This is a genomic window from uncultured Aquimonas sp., from assembly GCF_937888285.1.
Classification (GTDB): domain Bacteria; phylum Pseudomonadota; class Gammaproteobacteria; order Xanthomonadales; family Xanthomonadaceae; genus Aquimonas.
Genome location: NZ_CALART010000029.1, coordinates 107,976 through 126,578, shown reverse-complemented (window position 1 = coordinate 126,578; position 18,603 = coordinate 107,976). Strand labels below are relative to the sequence as shown.

The window sequence follows — 18,603 nt, the reverse complement described above, 5'->3', positions numbered from 1 at the left end:
GGGCGTTCTTCAGGGGCGGGGCGGGTCGAGTATGCCCGGCTCGGCGAGCGGCTCGCCCTCGCGCAGGCACTTCTGCAGCCAGGCCACGTCCCACCAGCGGCCCTGCTTGTAGCCGGCCCGCTCGAACACGCCAACCGGCCGGAAGCCCTGGCGCGCATGGAAGGCCAGGCTGCGAGGATTGGGCTGCACGATCACCGCCAGCGCGTTGAAGTAGCCGAGCTCGGCGAGGCTGGGCAGCAGGCGGCCGTACAGGGCGCTGCCGATGCCGCGGCCCTGCGCCGCCGGCGCGAGATAGACCGACACCTCGCAGCTGTAGCGGTAGGCCGCCCGCGCGCGGTGCGCGCCCGCGTACGCATAGCCCAGCACCTCGCCCGCGGCTTCGGCCAGCCACCAGTCCCAACGCGTGCGTGCCTGGGCGATGCGCTGCGCAAAGTCCTCTTCGGTGGGTACGACCAGCTCGAAGCAGTGCGCCGGGGCCTGCACATAGGGCCGGTAGATGTCGAGCAGCGCGGCGGCGTCGCCGACATCCGCCTGCCGCAGATGCGGCTCCGTCCTCGTCATTCGCCCCCCACCTTGGTCCAAGCCCGGATTTGATCCAACTCGCAGCGGCCCAGCGCGGCGCCGGCCAGACTCGCGCGCTGGCGTCGTGGAGAATTCGTGATGAGCCCTGGTGAAGGCAAGCCCTTGGCGGCCCAGCGCGTGCTGCTCGCGGTGGCGCGGCCGCTGCTGCGCCGCGGCCTGCTGGACTGGCTGCTCGAACGCTACCCTGATGTTGTGCTGGAGGCGGTAAGCGACCCTGCGGCCTTGCGCGAGCGACTGCCGCAGCTGCGTCCACAGCTTCTGCTGGCCGAACCGGAGCTGCTGGCGCGCGCTGGCCTGCCGCCGGAACAGCTGCCACGCCTGCTGCTGGTGGGGCCCGCCCGCCACGACGTGGTCGGTCGACCGCCCACGACCGTGTCCGCCTGCGCCCAGCTGTGGGAAGGCGCGGACGAGGCAGGGCTCAGACGCGCCCTCGACTGCGCCCTCGACTGTCCACTCGCCTCCGCCCATCACTGCGCAAGCGACGCCTGCGCCCTGCGCCTCGGCGGCCGACCTGCCGCGCTCGGCTTGAGCGCGCGCGAGCAGGAGGTGTTCAGCCGCCTCGGCGCCGGCGAAGCACCGCGCGAGATCGCCGCGGTGCTCGGTCTATCGGTCAAGACCGTCGAGCACTACCGCGCCCAGATCAAGGACAAGCTGGCGCTGCGCGACTCCCGCGAACTGCTGGAGTTCGCGGTGCTGTGGCGCCGGGGCCTGGCGACGCGGCCCTCGCAGCTGCGCCCTGACTGAAGCGATGCAGGAACCGGCGGCCTGCACGCCGCTGATGTCGGGCATGGCTATGCTGATAGGTCCTTCGATTGATGAGCCCGCGCATGTGCCCTGCCCCCCGCCTGCTGTGTCTCCTTCTGGCGGCAGCCCCGCTGGCCTCGGCTGCTACTGAGTACCGGATCGAAACACTGGCCGAGGGGCTGGAATTCCCCTCGTCGGTCGCCGCGCTGCCGGACGGCCGGCTGCTGATCAGCGAGCGCCCCGGGCGTCTGCGGCTGTGGACGTCGGAAGGACTTTCGGCGCCGCTGGCGGGCGTCCCCGAGGTCCGCTTTGCCGGCCAGGGGGGACTGCTGGAGGTGCTGCCGGACCGCGAGTTCGCGAACAACCGAACGCTCTATCTGAGCTATGCCGCCGGCAGCCGCCACGCCAACGGCACCCGCCTGGCGCGCGCCACGCTCGGCGAGGCAGGCCTGCAGGATCTGCGCGAGATCTTCGTCGCCCGCCCCGACAAGCCGACCGACGCCCACTTCGGCGGACGCATGGCCCAGCTCGCCGACCGCAGCCTCGTGCTGACGCTTGGCGATGGCTTCAGCCTGCGCGAGGCCGCGCAGGATCCCGCCAGCCACCTCGGCAAGATCGTGCGGGTGAACCCCGACGGCAGCGTGCCGGCGGACAACCCCTTCGTCGGTCGCGATGGCGCCCTGCCGGAGATCTACAGCCTCGGCCACCGCAACGTGCAGGGCATCGCGGTCGATGCGGCGCGTTCGATCCTGTGGTCGCATGAGCACGGCCCGCGTGGGGGCGACGAGCTGAACCGGATCGAGCGCGGCGAAAACTACGGCTGGCCGGTCGCCACTGCCGGCCTCGACTACAGCGGCGCCCAGATCAGCCCCTTCACCCGCTACCCGGGAATGCAGGAACCGGTGCACGGCTGGACGCCTTCGATCGCCCCGTCCGCGCTGGCGGTCTACCGCGGCGCCGCATTCGCGCAGTGGCAGAACGACCTGCTGGTCACCGCCCTCGCCGGTCGCGCGCTGCATCGGCTGCGGCTGGACACGGACGGCCGCGTGCTGGAAGAACAGGTGCTGCTGCGAGAACTCGGCGAACGCCTGCGCGACGTGCGCGTGGACGACCAGGGCCGCGTGCTGCTGCTCACCGACGGCGCCAAGGCGCGCCTGCTGCGGCTGTCGCCCGCGGAGTAAGCCCCCCACCGCCAGCATTCGCGCACAAAAAAGCCCGCGAAATCGCGGGCTTGAGTGTGGTGGCTATGGGTGGACTCGAATCTCCACCTCAGGCTGTTGATTTAAATGGCTTGCGGCGGGTCGGATTCGCTTGCTACCCCCACGAAATCCCCAACTTTTTTCGGCCTAAATGGGACCTGAATTGGGTGGCTACGCGCCCCCTCGGACGGTCGATTCAGAGCACGCCTGCGCTGCATCCGGCGCGCCTGAAGCGAGCCGCTTTCTCATGACTGCGCGCCGCATAAGGCGGCCCCAGAGACAGGGTAGCGAACCGGATCCGTTGGCGCCCGGCCTTGTGTTCGGTTTATCTTGAAGATACTTTGCCCACTATGGGTGAGCAAAAACGATCCAAACTAAACCTTCTGCTCCAAGGACTCAACGAGGCCAGTCTGGTGTCTGCCCGCTGGCTGCGCGCCAACGGCTACTCGAGCAGTCTCGTCGCGCGGTACGTTCAGAGCGGCTGGCTGCAGTCCCCGGCCCGAGGCGTTTACGCACTCCCTCGCAGCAAGCCTAGCTGGGATGGCGTGCTGCGCACGCTCCAGCAAAGCGAACGCATGCGGATCCATGTCGGCGGACGCTTCGCTTTGGCATGGCAAGGGCATGAGCACTATCTGCGCCTGGGAGGCACCACCAGGGTCGACGTCTACGGAGCCGATCGCCTACCTGGATGGGCAAAGCAGCTCCAGCTGACAGAGCCGCTTTTGCACAACGGGCGGGGCCCCTTCGATCCGACCGATCTAAGCTTCGAGGACGCAACCGAAGGCGAGCGTCTTTATGACGAGGGCCTGGAGCGTCAGACGGACTCGAACATGGTTGGCGACGTCGTCATGGCCGCCCCAGAGCGAGCCATTTTCGAGCTATGTGATGACAAGCCGACAGCGTCGCTCGTCTATGAAGCCGATGCAGTCATACAGGGGCTTGCAGGGCTGCGTCCGGACCTCGTGAGCCGGATGTTGCAGAGATGCCGCAGCGTCAAAGCCAAGCGATTGTTCCTGGCGCTTGCCGAGCGACACCAACATGCGTGGCTTCAGCGCATCGCGCTTGCAGGCCTGGATCTTGGAAGCGGTAAGCGTGTCCTCGTTCGTGGAGGACGGCTTCATCCCAAGTATCTGATCACGCTTCCGGCGGATCTGGGAGAGCAACTTGGATAAGCGTTATGCCGAGCGAGTCGCCCTACTGGTCTCGATCCTTCCCTATCTGGATTCCGAGCCGCAGTTCGCTCTGAAGGGCGGGACCGCGATCAATTTGTTCGAACACGACCTCCCACGTCTTTCAGTCGACATCGACCTCACTTGGCTGCCGATGCAGGATTTCGACACGGACGCGGCACAGATCGAAGAGGCGCTGTCCCAGATTGCCAAGCGGCTCTCGGCACCGCCCTTGCGATTACAGGTTCGTACGTCTGCTGCGGAAGGCGCAAGAACGATGAGCCGACTCATCGCCAGCCGCGGGCGCTCGCAGGTGCAGATCGAGACGACACCAGTGATGCGCGGCACCGTGCATCCCGTCCGCCGCATGGATTTGCGGCCAGCCGTCGAGCGCCAGTTCGGCTCAGCGCAAATCCAGGTGCTGAGCTTTGCCGATCTCTATGCAGGCAAGCTGGCGGCGGCGTTGTCGCGCCAACACCCGCGTGATTTGTTCGACATCGGCATGCTTCTCGACAACACGGGCATCGACGCGGCCCTGTGGCGAACCTTTCTGGTCTACCTAACCGCCAGCCCGAAGCCAGCGGCGGATATGCTCGCCCCCAGCGAGCCGAGAGACTTCGCCGCAGTATTCGACAGCCAGTTCCATGGCATGACGCGCGAGCCGGTGACAGTGGAGTGGTTGCTTGAGGTTCGGCACCGTCTCCTGGCTCGAGTTCGAGAGCTGATGGATGACACCGCGCGCGAGTTCTTGCTCTCGGTCGAGCAAGAGGCTCCAGTGTTCGATCTGATTGGACTGCCTCATGCCGTGGAAATGCCGGGTGTGCGACGCAAGCTCCAGAACCTTGCAAGGCGAACACCCGAGAAGCGCGAGTCGGACTATCGGAATCTCGTCACGGCACTGACACGGTTCGCAACATAAAGCAACGAAGCAACATCCGGAGTCGGGTCGATCACCCACACCCCAGGGTCACGTGATCCGGGTCGCAGCAGAGAGCCAGAGCTGCTGCGTGAAACCGGTTCACCTCAGAACGTCAGTACGTTCGAGGGTGCCGACTGCCGGACCGGAACACCTCCGAGGCCGCCACCGCCTTGTAGAACTCGATGCGCAGCGGCTCGGTCGTCTCCAGCGCCGAGGGGTCCGCGGCAGAGCCACAGAAGTAGTGGATGAACTGCTCGATGCTCCGAGGCGGAAGCACTTGGTCGCAGAGGTAACCAATCGCCTCACGGGCGGCGTCCAGCTTGGCCCTTCCCTCTTTCAGCCAATCCTTGATCTCGACGTTCGACCCCTCGCCGCAGGCCTCGATGTCGAGCTCGTCCGCGGTGTACACGGCGATCGCGTCCTGCACCTTCCCGAACAGCTCCTTGTAATCGACGATGTGGCCGTAGTCCTTGTCCTCGCCGTCCAGGCGATTGGTGCGGCAGATGGCCTGGAACAGGTTGTGGTCCCGCAACTCGTTGTCGAGGTAGATGTAGGTGCAACTCGGCGCGTCGAAGCCGGTCAGCAGCTTGCTCACCACGATCAGCAGCTTGAGATTGGCAGGCTCATCCATGAAGCGCCGCTTCATCTCCGTCTCGTACTGCGTGGTCGTCTGGCCTTGCGCCAGAACGTGCTTGGTGTAGGTGTCGAACTTGTAGCGCTCGTCGCTATCCTTGAGCTCTTGAGAGATCGCGTTGTGGTTCGGCTCGTTGGTCGTGTCGAGGCCCACGTACTTGCCGAAGTTGGTGTTCTGGAACAGACGGTAGTAATGGCAGGCGTCGCAGATCGACGAGGCCACTAGGATCGCGGTTCCCCGATCCGACTCGAATCTCCACCTCACGCGGTTGATTTGACTGGCTTGCGGCGGGTCGGATTCGCTTGCTACCCCCACGAAATCCCCAACTTTTTTCGGCCTAAATGGGACCTGAATTGGGTGGCTGCGCGCCCTCTCGGAGGACCGATTCAGGGCATGCCTGCGCTGCGTCCGGCGCGCCTGAAGCGCACCGCTTCCGCATGACTGCGCGCTGGATAAAGCGGCCCCTGAGACAGAGTAGCGAACCGTATCCGTGGGCGCCCGCGCACCTTCCCCGCGGCGCCGCTCGGCGGCCTCGCTCCAACCCAAACCTGCAGGCGACGTGCTGCGGCGGATCCGCGCTCACGCTCCCCCCGCCTCGACCACCTCCCAACGCCCACCCTTCCTGGGGCCGGAGTGGCGGAGCCTCGCCTGGGCCTGCAGGTTCGCGGCTGCGCGCTCCACGGTGCGCACAGAGCAGCCAAGCACTGCCGCGACATCGGCCAGGCTGAGTTCGGGCTGGGCGCGCAGCAGGCGCAGCACCTGATCGGCAGTGGATGCCCGGCGCTTTGCCGGCTTGGTGCTGCCGGTTTCTACCGACATTTCCACCGACGTTTCTACCGACATCTGCGCGGCGATTGCCTCGCGCAGGCTGTCGGCGATGGCCTGCAGCATGAACTCGATAAAGCCGCTGCAATCGCTACTTGCGTCTGCCTCCGCCAGCGCTGCGTAGTAGTCCTGCTGCCGCTGGCGCACCACGCTCTCCACCGGCAGCCAGGCCAGCATCGGCTGCCAGCGGCTCAAGATCAGGGTCTGCCACAGCCGCCCCATGCGGCCGTTGCCGTCCGGGAAGGGGTGGATGAACTCGAACTCGTAGTGGAACGCCGTGGACGCCACCAGCGGGTGGGCGCCGCTGCGGCGCAGCCAGCCCAGCAGTTGCTTGATGAGCGCGGGCAAGCGACTGGCCGGTGGTGCCATGTGCAGCAGCCGCCCGCCGCGAAAGATGCCGACATCACCCGCACGCAGCTGGCCGGGGCCCTCCACCAGCCCGCGCATCAGCAGCGCATGCGCCTCAAGCAGGTCCGCCAGCCGGTGCGGCTGCCAGCGCTCCATCGCTTCATAGGCGGCAAAGGCGTTGCGGACTTCCTGGATCTCCCGCGGCGAGCCCAGCACGGCCTTGCCGTCCAGCACCGCCGTCACCTGCTCCAGGCTCAAGGTGTTCTGCTCGATCGCCAGCGAGGCCTGCAGCGTGCGGATGCGGTTGCCGCGGCGCAGCTCCGGCACCAGCGCGCCGCGATGCGCAGCCTTCCAGGCGCCAAGCTGCTCGGCGATATCAGCCACCAACGCGGTGATGCGGTGGCTGAGCTGGAAGGGCGGCTGATAAGTGGGCATGGTCAGTCAAGGGCTTGGAAGGCAGATCGTGGATGCTTTCGGTCTTGCTGCGGCACCTTGCCCCCTCCGAAAGAGTCCGTCCTCGCTGCTAGAGTGCCGCAATGGCCAGCCTCGCCGAGTCCAACAAGTATCTCGCCACGGCCGAGCAGCGGAAGCGGGTGGTGCGTATCAGTATCGCCACCTCATCGGCTATCGATGGGATCTACGCGCCCTTCAGGCAGCCCAAGGCTGCGAAGAAGGCTGCTGCCGTAGAGGTCAAGGTGCTCGGAACATGCACCAAGCGCGGCAAGGCGAAGTGCGCGTGATCTTGGCATTGCGCCGGGGTTCGGTAGAGCGAGTGATTTTTGGCGCCTGGCGAACGGTCCCTTCATGGGCTCCTGCGGTCGCTGTGGCGCCGCCTCACGAAACTCCTGCGACTGCTCGTTGAACCGCTGGTCTTCAGACGCATCAAGGGGGACATGTCCGCCATTGACGACCAGCACAACGGCTATTCCGCCAGCACTTCGCCCGCAAACGCGTGGCGGATGTCCGGGCTCAACAGATCGGTCTGAAGCGTCCCATCAAGTCGCTTTCGCGCTTCGAAGTGCGTGCAAACAGCGTTCACAAGAGGTTCTCCATCGTCTCCAGCAGGCTCACCGTCTCTGGCAACCCGGCCTTGAGCAGATCGTCGAGCAGTTCGCGTACGGTCTTCGGTGGATTCGCCAGCGAAGCGCGCATCTCCCGCACCGCGTTGCACACAACGGCAGGCTTCAGGTCGAAGAGATGGGACAGGAACTCGTCGGGGTGCTGCACCGAGATTCCATAACGTGCCATCACATCATCGGGGAAGTCGCGAACGTTCAGGGTGACTATGACGCCCGCCTGGCAGCGGATCGAAGCAGCGAGCACATGGCGATCACCCGGGTCTGGCAGCGTCAACTGCTCAATGAAGGGTTCGTACTCGGTGACCAGGCAGTCCGGCACCGCGCGGTTCATGAGCTCGCGGGTGCGGGTGAGCCGTTCCGCTGGGATATCAGGCCTGTCGCGCAATAGGCTGCCGATCCACTCGTCGTGGATCTGGTCGGTCCAGCGTGCCTTGAACGCATCGGACAGAGCGACGCGCAGCAGGAGGTCTCGCAGTTGAGCGGGATAGAAAACGCAGGCGTCGAACAGAGCGACAAAGTTCGCCACGCTCAGTAACCCATGCCGAGCTCTTGCGCGTCGCGGGCCAGCTCATCCAGCGCTGCCTTGCGGTTGACCTGCGAACGGGCGCGGTACTCGACCAGGTCCTTGAACATCACGCGCCGATGGGTTCCGACCTTGCGGAAGGGCAACTCACCCGCTTCCAGCAGTCCGACCAGGAACGGCCTGGAGACGTTGAGGAAGTCTGCCGCCTCCTGGGTGGTCAGCTCGGCGTGGATGGGCACGATGCTGACCGCATTGCCGCGGGCCATTTGCGCCAGGATATCGACCAGCATCCGCAGTGCCGACACCGGCACCTCGATCTCTTGGTCACCATCGATGACCCGCAGCCGGGCCGCCGCCCCGTGGCCGATGCAGGCCGCCAGCAGACGGCTGCTCTCACCGGCAAGGCGGGCTTCCTGCTCGGTGGGCAGCTGGGAGGGAAGTGGCGTGGTGACTACGGCATTCATGGCCTTGTCCCTAGGGAGAGGTGGATGATGAGGCTAGCATCCAAACGAAATATACGAAACATCCAAAACCAAAGGATCGCTGACGGCCACACCTGGGGCCGGCGGGGCCAGACTCTGACTCATTGATGCGAAGGATCAGCTCCGCGACGCCTTGGATCTGCGACACCCTGCCAGCTAAAGTTCAGCTTAGATTCTCGGCAAACACTGCACCGAGCCCGCTCGATCTAAGTCTGAGTTTAGATTTACTGCGCCCCGCACATGGCTTAGTTTCTGCTGCACACCGCCCTCGGCGCGTCGAAAACGAAACCCACTCGGGGATCCCGCCATGGATCGCGCCATCCGCACCGCCGAAGACCTGGGCCGCCTGATCCGCGAACAGCGGAAGCGGCAGGGTCTGCGTCAAACCGATCTGGCCGCCATCATCGGCGCCAGCCACGTGTTCGTGGGCGATGTCGAGAAGGGCAAGCCCAGCGTCCAGTTGGGTCGCGTGCTGCGCTTGTTGGACGAGCTGGGTCTTGAGCTGCGCCTGTCCGTGCCGGATGCCGAGGGTTCCGACTGATGGACGGGGCGCAGCGATCCCTGCAGGTCTGGTACCGGGAGCGGCGCGTGGCGGTGCTGGATGACGCGGGGTCGCACTGGTCGCTGAGCTACGACGAAGACTGGCGACGCGCCGCCGACGGCTTCGATCTATCGCCGGCCCTGCCGCGCGCGCCGGGCCGCATCGAGGACGGCGGCTCACAGCGCCCGGTGCAGTGGTTCTTCGACAACCTACTGCCCGAGGAAGGCGCGCGTGAACTGTTGGCGCAGGAGGCCAAGCTGCCGCAGGCCGACGCCTTCGGGCTGCTGACCTACTACGGCGCGGAGTCCGCCGGCGCACTCACCTTGCTGCCACCCGACACCGCCCCCGCTGCTGGTGGACTGCAGCCGCTGCCCGACGCCGAGCTCTCGCGCCGCATCCGCGCCCTGCCGCGGGAGTCGCTCAGCGGCAAGGCGCCGAAGCGCATGTCGATGGCGGGCGCCCAGCACAAACTCCCGGCGATCCTGCTGTGCGATGCGCTCCATGAGCCGATCGGCGCAGCGCCGTCGACCGTCATCCTCAAGCCCGACCACGTGCAGGTGGAGCAATACCCGCACACGGCGGCGAACGAGTGGTTCTGCATGCGGCTCGCCAAGGCCGTCGGCCTGCCGGTGCCGGACGTCTTCCTGCGCTACGTGCCCGAGCCCGTGTACGCGGTCGCCCGCTTCGACCGCGAAGGGGAATGGCCAAACGTGCAGCGCCGCCACGTGCTGGATGCCTGCCAACTGCTGTCGCTGGATCGGGTGTTCAAGTACCAGCAGTCCACACCGGAAACCCTGGGGCGATTGATCTCACTGTGTCGCGAGAAGGCGCGCACCCGCCTCGCCCTGCTGCGCTGGAGCCTGTTCAACGCGCTCATCGGCAACGGCGATGCGCATCTGAAGAATCTGTCCTTCCACGTCGACGCCAAGGGCATCGCACTGGCGCCCCACTACGACCTGCTCTCGACCACCAGCTATGCCGAACCCGGCGCCTGGGGCGCGGCCGAGCTGTCGGTGAGGATGGGCGCCGCGCGTTGCTCCGGCGAACTGCGTCGAGCCGACGTGCTGGCATTCGGCGAAGCCCTCGGCCTGCCGCCCAAGCTCACCGGCGAACACCTAGACAACCTGCTGCACGCGCTGCGCAACGCAGCGGCTGAGATGCTCGCTCGCCTCGAACTTGGCGACGAACCGGTTCGCCATCCCGGCGAGCATCGTCAGTTGCGGCTGATCGTGGGTGGGGTGTTCAAGGACATGGCGCGGCAGCTCGCTTTAGTCAGGGCGCAATGAGAACTTTGCGCCTTGCGCCCAGATATCGCCCGCATCTACAAACCTCTACGCGTGAAGCACGGAGAACGCTGAATGGACGTATTCAAATTTCGCGAATCGCTGGTCGGGGAATACGCACAGTTCTCGCGAAGCTTCTCTCGCATCCGATCCGATGACATTCGCGAGTTCGTCGACCTCGAGTACGCCAGCCAGCGCTACTGGCCTGAGCCGCTCATCCAGATCAACCCAACCTATCGCTCAGGCGGCACCGTCGACGAGTTGGTGGCAGGCGGTCAGCTCAACCCCGAGTGCTCGACGATCTTCCGGCTTGGCAAGTCGCCGTCCTCCGCAGGCTTCGCGCTACCTCTGCATCAGCATCAAGCCGAGGCTATCAGCCTTGCTCTGGCGGGCGAAAGCTACATCCTGACGACGGGCACGGGCTCAGGAAAATCGCTGAGCTACTTCATTCCCATCGTCGATGCTTGCCTGAAGGCGAAGAAGGCAGATCCCACGCCTCGCACCCGCGCCATCGTCATCTACCCGATGAACGCACTGGCGAACTCCCAGCTCGAGGAGCTGAAGAAATTCTTGGGCTCCGACCCCGCCACCCGGCCAGTGAGCTTCGGGCGGTACACAGGACAAGAGAGCGATGAAGAGCGGCAGGCCATGGCCGCCAACCCTCCGGACATTCTTCTGACCAACTTCATGATGCTCGAACTGCTGATGACACGGCAGAACGACATTGACAAGGCGGTCATGCGCAACGCAAAGGGCTTGCGCTTCCTGGTGCTGGACGAGCTGCACACCTACCGGGGCCGCCAGGGCGCCGACGTCGCTCTCCTGGTGCGGCGCGTAAGAGAAGCCCTGTCCGACAACCTGATCTGCATAGGCACCTCCGCCACAATGGCCTCCGAGGGCACGCAGATGGAGCGGAATGCGGTCGTGGCCAGAGTCGCCCGCCGCCTGTTCGGCACATCCATCCCTGATCGCAACGTCATCACCGAGACCCTGAGGCGTACGACTCCCGAGCAAGAAACGCTGGACAGCATTCGCCCGCGACTGAGCGACGCCATTCGCGCAGGCGTGCCAGCGGGCCTGAGCTACGAAGCGATGGCCGCGCATCCCATGTCGGTTTGGGTAGAACTCACGCTGGGCCTGACCTACGAGGACGACAAGCCGCGCCGGGCCAAGCCGCGCACGCTGGCGGATGCGGCCACGGCGCTCAGCGCCGACTCTGGTGAGTCATTCGAGACATGCCTCGCCTACCTGCAGCAGTTCATGCTGCGGGCCTATGCTGTGACCGACGCAGCCGGCAAGAGCCTGTTTGCCTTCAAGCTGCACCAGTTCATCGCGGGCGGCGGCAAGGTCTATACGACATTGGAAGCGCCCGGCCAACGGGCCATCACGCTTGATGGGCAACAGTTCGTCCCTGGCGACGATGAGCGGCAGCGTCGCTACTACCACGCGCACTTCTGCCGCGACTGCGGGCAGGAGTACATCCCCGTCTGGGATACCGATGGGCCCGAGGGGCGAAGCTTCGATGTGCGCAACATCGAAGAGCGCCAACACGACGACGACCAAGTCAAATTCGGTTTCCTGATGCCCGATGGGCGAGGCCTCTGGGAGCCAGACAACCTTGAGCGCTACCCGGAATCCTGGCTTGAAGAACGAGCCGATGGCGAATGGCGGGTCAAGTCAGGGCAGCGCAAATTTGTGCCACAGCCCGTCAAGGTACGACCTGATGGTGTAGTGACTAACGATCAGGGTCTGCAGGCCTGGTTCATCCCCGGGTCTTTCCGCTTCTGCCTCGCCTGTGGTGTGTCGCACAGCTCGGCGGGCAAGGACTCGTTGCGGCTCACGTCCCTCTCGGCCGAGGGTCGCAGCTCGGCAACCACCATGCTTACCCTGTCGGCGCTGCGCTACCTGTACGAACAGGATCAGCAGTTGTCCGCGGAAGCCAAGAAGGTGCTCGGCTTCTCTGACAACAGGCAAGACGCGGCGCTGCAAGCCGGCCACTTCAACGACTTCCTGCAAGTGCTGCTCACTCGCTCAGCTTTGCTGTCCGCAGCGCAGAAAGCAGAAGGCAACGTACTGGCCGAACGTGAAGTCGCCAACGCCATCTTCGAGGCCCTGGGTTTCCATCGCGATGACCCTGCCGTGCGCGCTGAGTACATGCAGCAGCCTGAGCTCAAGGGCAACACGCGACGCCAGGTCCAGGAGGCCATGCGCGGCATCCTCGGCTATCGAACCTACTTTGACCTGCGCCGCGGCTGGCGCTTCAACAACCCCAACCTGGAACAGCTCGGGCTGGTTCGCATCAACTACCAGGACCTCGATGACCTCGCAGCCGACGCCTCCGAATGGGCGGAAGCACCTCAAGTTCTCCAGGCAGCGCGCCCTGAAGAGCGCGCCAAGGTGCTGCGGGATCTTTTCGACTTCATGCGTCAGGGGCTGTGCATCGCCACGCGCTACCTCGACCGCACCGAGCTGGATCAGTTGCGAACCCAGAGTTACGCCAACCTGCGGGAGCCTTGGGGCTTCACGGAGGACGAGCGCCCGGTCCCAGCCCGCTGGTTCGTGACCACTCGTCCCAAAGACGAGACCGATCGACGCAATCGACGCGTCCAGCTGGAAGACTTCCTCGTCATCGGTTCAAGCCGCTCCCGTCTCGGACGCGAGTTGCGCAAGGCAAGCACCTGGGGCGGCAGTAACCCGTACTACAAGGACATCAACGACCAGACTTGGCCGAACGTAGTGGGCGCCCTACTGAGGGCAGCCGAATCCTATGGCCTTGTCCGCAGGGAGGAGACGGATGTTGGTCTGACCGGATGGCAACTCAACGGCACGGCACTCCTATGGGAGCTGGGAGACGGAAAGAGCCAGAGGCAAGCTGAGGACAACACCTTCTTCCGTGCTCTCTACCGCAACATCGCCGGCCTGCTGGGCAGCCCGGTGCACCAGCTTTTCGACTTCGAGGCCCGCGAGCACACCGCCCAGGTGGAGCAAGATGATCGCTTGGAGCGCGAGGCGCGCTTCCGCTTCACCGACAAGGACCGTGACGAGTGGCGCCAGAAGAACGGCATGGAGCTCCAATGGCTGCCGGTGCTGTTCTGCTCGCCGACCATGGAGTTGGGCGTCGATATTTCCTCGCTCAACACGGTCTACATGCGTAACGTTCCGCCCACCCCTGCGAACTACGCGCAGCGCAGCGGTCGCGCGGGCCGTGCGGGCCAGCCCGCGCTAGTCATCACCTATTGCGCCAGCCAGTCGCCTCACGATCAGTACTACTTCCGCGACCCTGTTCGCATGGTGCATGGGCAAGTGAATGCACCGACGCTGGACCTCGCCAATCTGGAGCTGGTGAAAAGCCACATGCACGCCATCTGGCTTGCCGAGACCGGAAAGCGACTTGGCAACAGTGTTCGCGACCTGTTGGACATGAACCAGCCAGAGGCCCTGCCGATCACCGAGGACATGGCCAGCGACCTCGACAAGCCCGAAGCGAAACGACGCGCCCACGAGCGCGGACTGCGCGTCCTTTCAATGCTCGCCAGCGAGCTGACCCCGCGAAATGCGCCTTGGTACACCGACCAATGGGCCGAGTCGGTGTTCCAGCGTGCCTACAAAGAGTTCGACGGCGCACTGCAGCGCTGGCGCGATCTTTACCGAGCTACGGCGCAAGCCATCGAGCTCAACTTCAAGATTGAGAACAACCCGGCTGCCAGCGAACGCGAGCGGCGTGAAGCCCAGCAGCGCCACAACGAAGCACGCAAGCAACGCGATCTGCTGCTCGCAGGCGACAGCGCCTTCAACTCCGACTTCTACACGTATCGCTACCTCGCCTCTCAGGGTTTCCTGCCGGGATACAACTTCCCGCGCCTGCCCCTACTGGCCTACCTGCCAGCACGCCGCGGCTCCATCGGCCGTGAGAGTTTCCTGTCGCGCCCTCGCTTCCTGGCGCTGGGAGAGTTCGGTCCCTACAGCCTGATCTATCACGAAGGCAGCCAGTACCGGGTAACCAAGGCGCTGCTGACCATCACCGGAAACGATCAGGTCACGGACGGCTCTCGATTGCCCACCGAGGTGGCTCGGCTCTGCCCCGCATGCGGCTACGGCCACTTCCGGTCGCAGCGCGATGCCGATCGCTGCGTCTCGTGTGGCGCCTCGCTGGCACAAGCGCAGGAGATCAAGAGCCTCTATCGCATCGAGAACGTCTCGACCAAGCGAGCCGAGCGCATAACTGCCAACGAAGAAGAGCGCGTGCGCCAAGGCTACGAGATGCAGACCACCCTGCAGTTCGCTGAAGCCGAGGGCAAGCTCCAGATGGTCACCACCGTAGTGGAAGACGCGAGCGGCCCTCTTCTTGAGTTGCAGTACGGCCCCGCCGCCACGGTTTGGCGCATGAACTTTGGCTGGCGGCGCCGCAAAGAGAAGTCCATCCAAGGATTCATGATGAACCCGGTCACTGGCCACTGGGTCGGTGGCGTGGACGACGGTAGTAGTGACCCCGAGCCAGACAATGATGCTCCGCCCGACAGGACTCCGCCTCAACGCATCGTCCCGTACGTGGAGGACCGTCGGAACATCCTCATCGTGCGTCCCCATGCGGGACTGGGCGAGCTCCACTCAGAGACGCTGACCACGTTGCAGTACGCGCTCAAGCGCGGCATCGAAGCCGTCTACCAACTCGAAGAAAGCGAGCTCATGGCCGAGCCGCTGCCCTCGCGCGACCACCGCCAGTCCATCCTGCTCTTCGAAGCGGCCGAGGGCGGTGCCGGCGTGCTCACACGCCTCGCCACCGAGCCCGATGCCTTGGCAGCCGTGGCAGCCAAGGCTCTGGAGGTCATGCACTTCAAGGCGCCGCCCACCGGGCAAGCATGGAAGCGGGACAGCCTGGTCGAGGAGCTGGACCATAGCGGCGCTCCCTATTGCGAGGCAGGCTGTTACCGCTGCCTGCTGTCGTACTACAACCAGCCTGATCACACGCTTATCGACCGCAAGGACAAGGCGGCAGGGGGTGTGCTGCTCGACATGCTATGCCGTCTGACTCGGGCCTCCGCCAACCAAGGCACTCAAGGCCGCGCGCCGCAGGAGCACGATGCACAGCTCGCCCGAACCGCGGGCAGCACCTTGGAGCACGCCTGGCTGGGCCACGTCGCCGAGCAGGGTTACCGCAAGCCTGATCGGGGCCAACACAACATCCCCGGCGCCAGCGCCTGCGCAGACTTCTTCTACGATGACCTGAATCTGGCCATCTTCATCGACGGCCCGCACCACGAGACCGACACCCAGCGGGCGCACGACTCGGTCGTTGACCGCAAGCTCGATGAACTCGGCTACCTCGTGGTTCGCTTTCCGAAAGACACGGAAAGTTGGCAAGCAATCTTCAATAACAACGCCGACCTCTTCGGCCCCGGCAAACCAAAAACCTCATGAATGCACCTTTGCCAGAGTTCCTCCCAGGAAGCCTTGTGTCTGCCCGCGGACGCGAGTGGATTGTCCTGCCCGAATCGGATCAGCAGACCCTGCGCTTGCGTCCGCTGGGCGGTGGTGAGCGCGACGAGACGCTCGTCTACCTGCCGCTTGAACGCCAGCCTGTTGTGCCTGCCATCTTCCCTTGGCCCACTGTTGAAGAAGCGCGCAATCACTCAGCCAGTCAGTTGCTGCTGGATGCTCTGCAGCTCAAGCTGCGCAGCGGTGCGGGGCCCTTCCGCAGCTTCGGCAACATCGCCGTCGAGCCCCGCGCCTATCAGCTCGTGCCCCTGCTGATGGCACTGAAACTCCCGACAGTCCGCCTGCTGATTGCCGATGACGTCGGTATCGGCAAGACCATCGAGGGCGCCCTGATTGCCCGGGAAATGCTCGACCGCGGCGAGATCCAGCGCCTCGCCGTTCTGTGCCCCCCGCACCTCTGCGAGCAATGGCAGCGCGAGTTGGTCACCCGCTTCCATATCCCCGCTGTGGTCGTTCGCTCCAACACCGCGGATCGACTGGAGCGTGACCTGCCGCCAGGAGCGTCCCTGTTCGATGCCCACCCCTACACGGTGGTCAGCCTGGACTACATCAAGTCCGAGCGCCGTCGGGAGGCCTTCCAGCGCTTCTGCCCGGAGTTCGTCATCGTCGATGAGGCGCATACCTGCACGCAGGCCGGTCAAGGCCGTCAACAGCGCTACCAGTTGCTCAAAGGGTTGGCCGCGGATGCCGAAAGGCATCTGGTTCTTCTGACCGCAACACCGCACAGCGGCGACGAAGAGGCCTTCTTCAACCTGCTGGGGCTTCTGCGCCCGGAGTTCACCCAACTCAAGGACCTGCCCCCGGGCCAACGCACCGACCTGCGCGAGGCCCTTTCCCGCCACTTCGTGCAGCGCCGCCGTCCCGACATTGCAGAGTGGCAAGACACCTCCATGTTCCCGGAGCGCAAGTCGGCCGAAATCACCTACCGACTGACCGGCGCATGGGGAAAGCTCTTCGATGATGTGCTGGCCTACGCGCGCGAGCTGGTTGAGCGCTCCGAGGGCCAGGGCTTGCGCGAGCAGCGGATGAACTGGTGGGCGGCGCTGGCCCTGCTCCGCTGCATTTCCTCGTCCCCCGCAGCAGCCGTCAACGCCCTACGCACGCGTCTGCACAGCGCCCAAGGCGACGCCGACGTACCGCAAGCGGCATCGCTGGAAGAGTTCGAGGCTCAGGCGAGCGAACGCGTTCTGGACGGCAGCGAAGATGCCCTATCGACCGACGATATCGAGCCCGGCGCGCAAACCGAGGACAGCCTCCGCCTGCAGGAGCTGATGGCCAGCGCAAGCGCCCTGGCCGGCCAACAGAACGACCCCAAGCTCGCCAAGCTGCAGGAGCACCTTGCCGTCCTGCTCAAGGACGGCTTCCAGCCGGTGGTGTTCTGCCGCTACATCGCCACCGCGCACTATCTGGCGGCCGCCCTGCAAAACAAGTTCAAGTCGGCAACCGTGAAGGCAGTCACCGGCGAACTGACGCCGGACGAACGCGAAGCCGCAGTGGAGCAGCTGGGCGATAGCGAAGTACGCATCCTGGTCGCTACCGACTGCCTTTCCGAAGGCATCAATCTGCAGGGACTGTTCACTGCGGTCGTGCACTACGACCTGAGCTGGAATCCGACGCGCCACGAGCAGCGCGAAGGCCGAGTGGACCGCTTCGGCCAGAAGGCCCGTGAAGTCCGCAGCACCATGCTCTTCGGCGAGGACAACCCTGTCGATGGCGCGGTGCTGCAGGTCATCCTGCGCAAGGCCGAGAGTATTCGTAAGGAACTGGGCGTACTGGTGCCCATGCCCGACGACGAGGGCAAGCTCACCCAGGCCCTGATGAATGCGGTGCTGATGCGCAAAGGCGCGCCGCTCAACGCACAGTCGCAGCTTGAGCTGTTTGGCGCACCGGCCAAGGAGATCGAGCTTGCTTGGCAAAGCGCCAAGGAGAAGGCCAAGCAGAACCGCAGCATCTTCGCGCAGCGCCGCCTGAAGCCCGAAGACGTATTGCCGGAGTGGCGAAAGTCCTCGGCCGTGCTCGGCGGTGAGGCCGACGTCGAGCGCTTCGTCCATCGCGCCGCTAGTCAGCTGGGTGCCCCTCTGCAGCCCGCGAAACAGCACTACAAGCTGCTTACCGATCACCTGCCTCCTGCTGTTCAGGAACGTCTCGCGGCCGAAGGTCTGTCCGGCACGCTGCGCATCGACTTCCAGCAACCCGCAGCGCAGGGGGCCAGCTTCATCCATCGCACGCACCCACTGGTGGCCGTACTGGCCGACACGCTGCTGGAACAGGCGTTGGATGCCACCTCCTCAGCGGACGATGCTGCGGCGGTCGCCCGCGCCGGCGCCGCCTTTGTCGGCGCCATCAGCCTCAAGACCACGGTGCTGCTGCTGCGTATCCGCCATCAGCTCACGGTCACCCAAGGCACAGCCACCCGCCTTCTGATGTGCGAAGAGGCCGTAGCGGTGGCCGCGATGGGTGCCGAACCGCTTTCCGAACTCGGCCCCGAGCAAACCCGTCAACTGCTCGGCGCGGAGGCCACCCGCAACATGCCCGTGCCGCTGCGCGACCGCCAACTTCAATCCGCGCTGGAGGCATTGCCAGGGTGGCAGCCCCAACTCGAAGCCATCGCCAAGGCGCGTGCCCAGGCCTTGCTGCAAGACCACCGTCGAGTGCGCGAAGCGGCTGAAGGACGAGGCAGCTATCAGGTCACCGCCAGCTTGCCGGTGGATGTGATGGGCCTGTACGTGCTGCTGCCAGACTCGGGCGCAGCAGCGACACACGCCGTGGGAGCTTGAGG

At 65.1% G+C, this 18,603-nt stretch carries 14 protein-coding genes; 9 read left to right on the top strand and 5 right to left on the bottom strand.

All coding sequences use genetic code 11. The features are described 5' to 3' along the window. Positions 1 to 9: 9 nt before the first annotated feature. Positions 10 to 561: a GNAT family N-acetyltransferase gene (locus Q0654_RS08010; protein ID WP_298852489.1), complete on the bottom strand. Its 552-nt coding sequence runs from the start codon at positions 559 to 561 to the stop codon at positions 10 to 12. Positions 562 to 660: 99 nt separating this feature from the next. Between Q0654_RS08010 and Q0654_RS08005 the strand changes: the two genes are divergently transcribed. The 4 genes from Q0654_RS08005 (at position 661) to Q0654_RS07990 (ending at position 4,613) form a co-directional block, all read left to right on the top strand. Beyond that, positions 661 to 1,326, top strand: coding sequence for a helix-turn-helix transcriptional regulator (locus tag Q0654_RS08005; protein WP_298852488.1), 666 nt, complete (start codon positions 661 to 663; stop codon positions 1,324 to 1,326). Positions 1,327 to 1,409: 83 nt separating this feature from the next. Further along, entirely contained in the window at positions 1,410 to 2,507 is a 1,098-nt protein-coding gene (locus Q0654_RS08000) for a PQQ-dependent sugar dehydrogenase (protein ID WP_298852485.1), read from the top strand. A gap of 368 nt (positions 2,508 to 2,875) precedes the next feature. Further along, positions 2,876 to 3,697 carry a type IV toxin-antitoxin system AbiEi family antitoxin domain-containing protein gene (locus Q0654_RS07995; protein WP_298852482.1) on the top strand — a complete coding sequence of 274 codons (822 nt, stop codon included), beginning with the start codon at positions 2,876 to 2,878 and terminating at the stop codon, positions 3,695 to 3,697. Beyond that, complete coding sequence (locus tag Q0654_RS07990) at positions 3,690 to 4,613, top strand: nucleotidyl transferase AbiEii/AbiGii toxin family protein (RefSeq protein WP_298852479.1); 924 nt, start codon at positions 3,690 to 3,692, stop codon at positions 4,611 to 4,613. Before Q0654_RS07995 ends, Q0654_RS07990 begins: the two co-directional genes overlap by 8 nt. A gap of 112 nt (positions 4,614 to 4,725) precedes the next feature. Here Q0654_RS07990 and Q0654_RS07985 read toward each other — a convergent pair whose 3' ends face one another. Continuing rightward, positions 4,726 to 5,469: a hypothetical protein gene (locus Q0654_RS07985; protein ID WP_298852475.1), complete on the bottom strand. Its 744-nt coding sequence runs from the start codon at positions 5,467 to 5,469 to the stop codon at positions 4,726 to 4,728. 357 nt (positions 5,470 to 5,826) lie between these two features. Further along, positions 5,827 to 6,855, bottom strand: coding sequence for a Fic family protein (locus Q0654_RS07980; RefSeq protein ID WP_298852473.1), 1,029 nt, complete (start codon positions 6,853 to 6,855; stop codon positions 5,827 to 5,829). A 101-nt stretch (positions 6,856 to 6,956) separates the two neighbouring features. Here Q0654_RS07980 and Q0654_RS07975 point away from each other — a divergent pair, with 101 nt between their 5' ends. Then, positions 6,957 to 7,160 (top strand): hypothetical protein, encoded by a 204-nt coding sequence (locus Q0654_RS07975; protein ID WP_298852471.1) that lies wholly within the window; start codon positions 6,957 to 6,959, stop codon positions 7,158 to 7,160. A 295-nt stretch (positions 7,161 to 7,455) separates the two neighbouring features. On the opposite strand, the gene Q0654_RS07970 is transcribed toward Q0654_RS07975, so the two are convergent. Together Q0654_RS07970 and Q0654_RS07965 are read right to left on the bottom strand one after the other, a co-directional pair. After that, positions 7,456 to 8,025, bottom strand: a complete 570-nt coding sequence (locus Q0654_RS07970) for a PIN domain-containing protein (protein ID WP_298852469.1) — start codon at positions 8,023 to 8,025, stop codon at positions 7,456 to 7,458. A gap of 2 nt (positions 8,026 to 8,027) precedes the next feature. Beyond that, positions 8,028 to 8,486 carry an excisionase family DNA-binding protein gene (locus Q0654_RS07965; protein WP_298852467.1) on the bottom strand — a complete coding sequence of 153 codons (459 nt, stop codon included), beginning with the start codon at positions 8,484 to 8,486 and terminating at the stop codon, positions 8,028 to 8,030. A 325-nt stretch (positions 8,487 to 8,811) separates the two neighbouring features. Here Q0654_RS07965 and Q0654_RS07960 point away from each other — a divergent pair, with 325 nt between their 5' ends. The 4 genes from Q0654_RS07960 to Q0654_RS07945 all read left to right on the top strand — a co-directional run bounded on the left by Q0654_RS07960 (position 8,812) and on the right by Q0654_RS07945 (position 18,601). Next, entirely contained in the window at positions 8,812 to 9,045 is a 234-nt protein-coding gene (locus Q0654_RS07960) for a type II toxin-antitoxin system Y4mF family antitoxin (RefSeq protein ID WP_298852464.1), read from the top strand. Continuing rightward, positions 9,045 to 10,331, top strand: coding sequence for a HipA domain-containing protein (locus Q0654_RS07955; RefSeq protein ID WP_298852463.1), 1,287 nt, complete (start codon positions 9,045 to 9,047; stop codon positions 10,329 to 10,331). Before Q0654_RS07960 ends, Q0654_RS07955 begins: the two co-directional genes overlap by 1 nt. A 72-nt stretch (positions 10,332 to 10,403) precedes the next feature. Continuing rightward, positions 10,404 to 15,746, top strand: a complete 5,343-nt coding sequence (locus Q0654_RS07950; RefSeq protein WP_298852460.1) for a DEAD/DEAH box helicase — start codon at positions 10,404 to 10,406, stop codon at positions 15,744 to 15,746. Positions 15,747 to 15,781: 35 nt separating this feature from the next. Further along, the gene (locus Q0654_RS07945) at positions 15,782 to 18,601 is read left to right on the top strand and encodes a helicase-related protein (protein ID WP_298852458.1); all 2,820 of its coding nucleotides are present in this window, start codon (positions 15,782 to 15,784) and stop codon (positions 18,599 to 18,601) included. Positions 18,602 to 18,603: the final 2 nt, after the last annotated feature.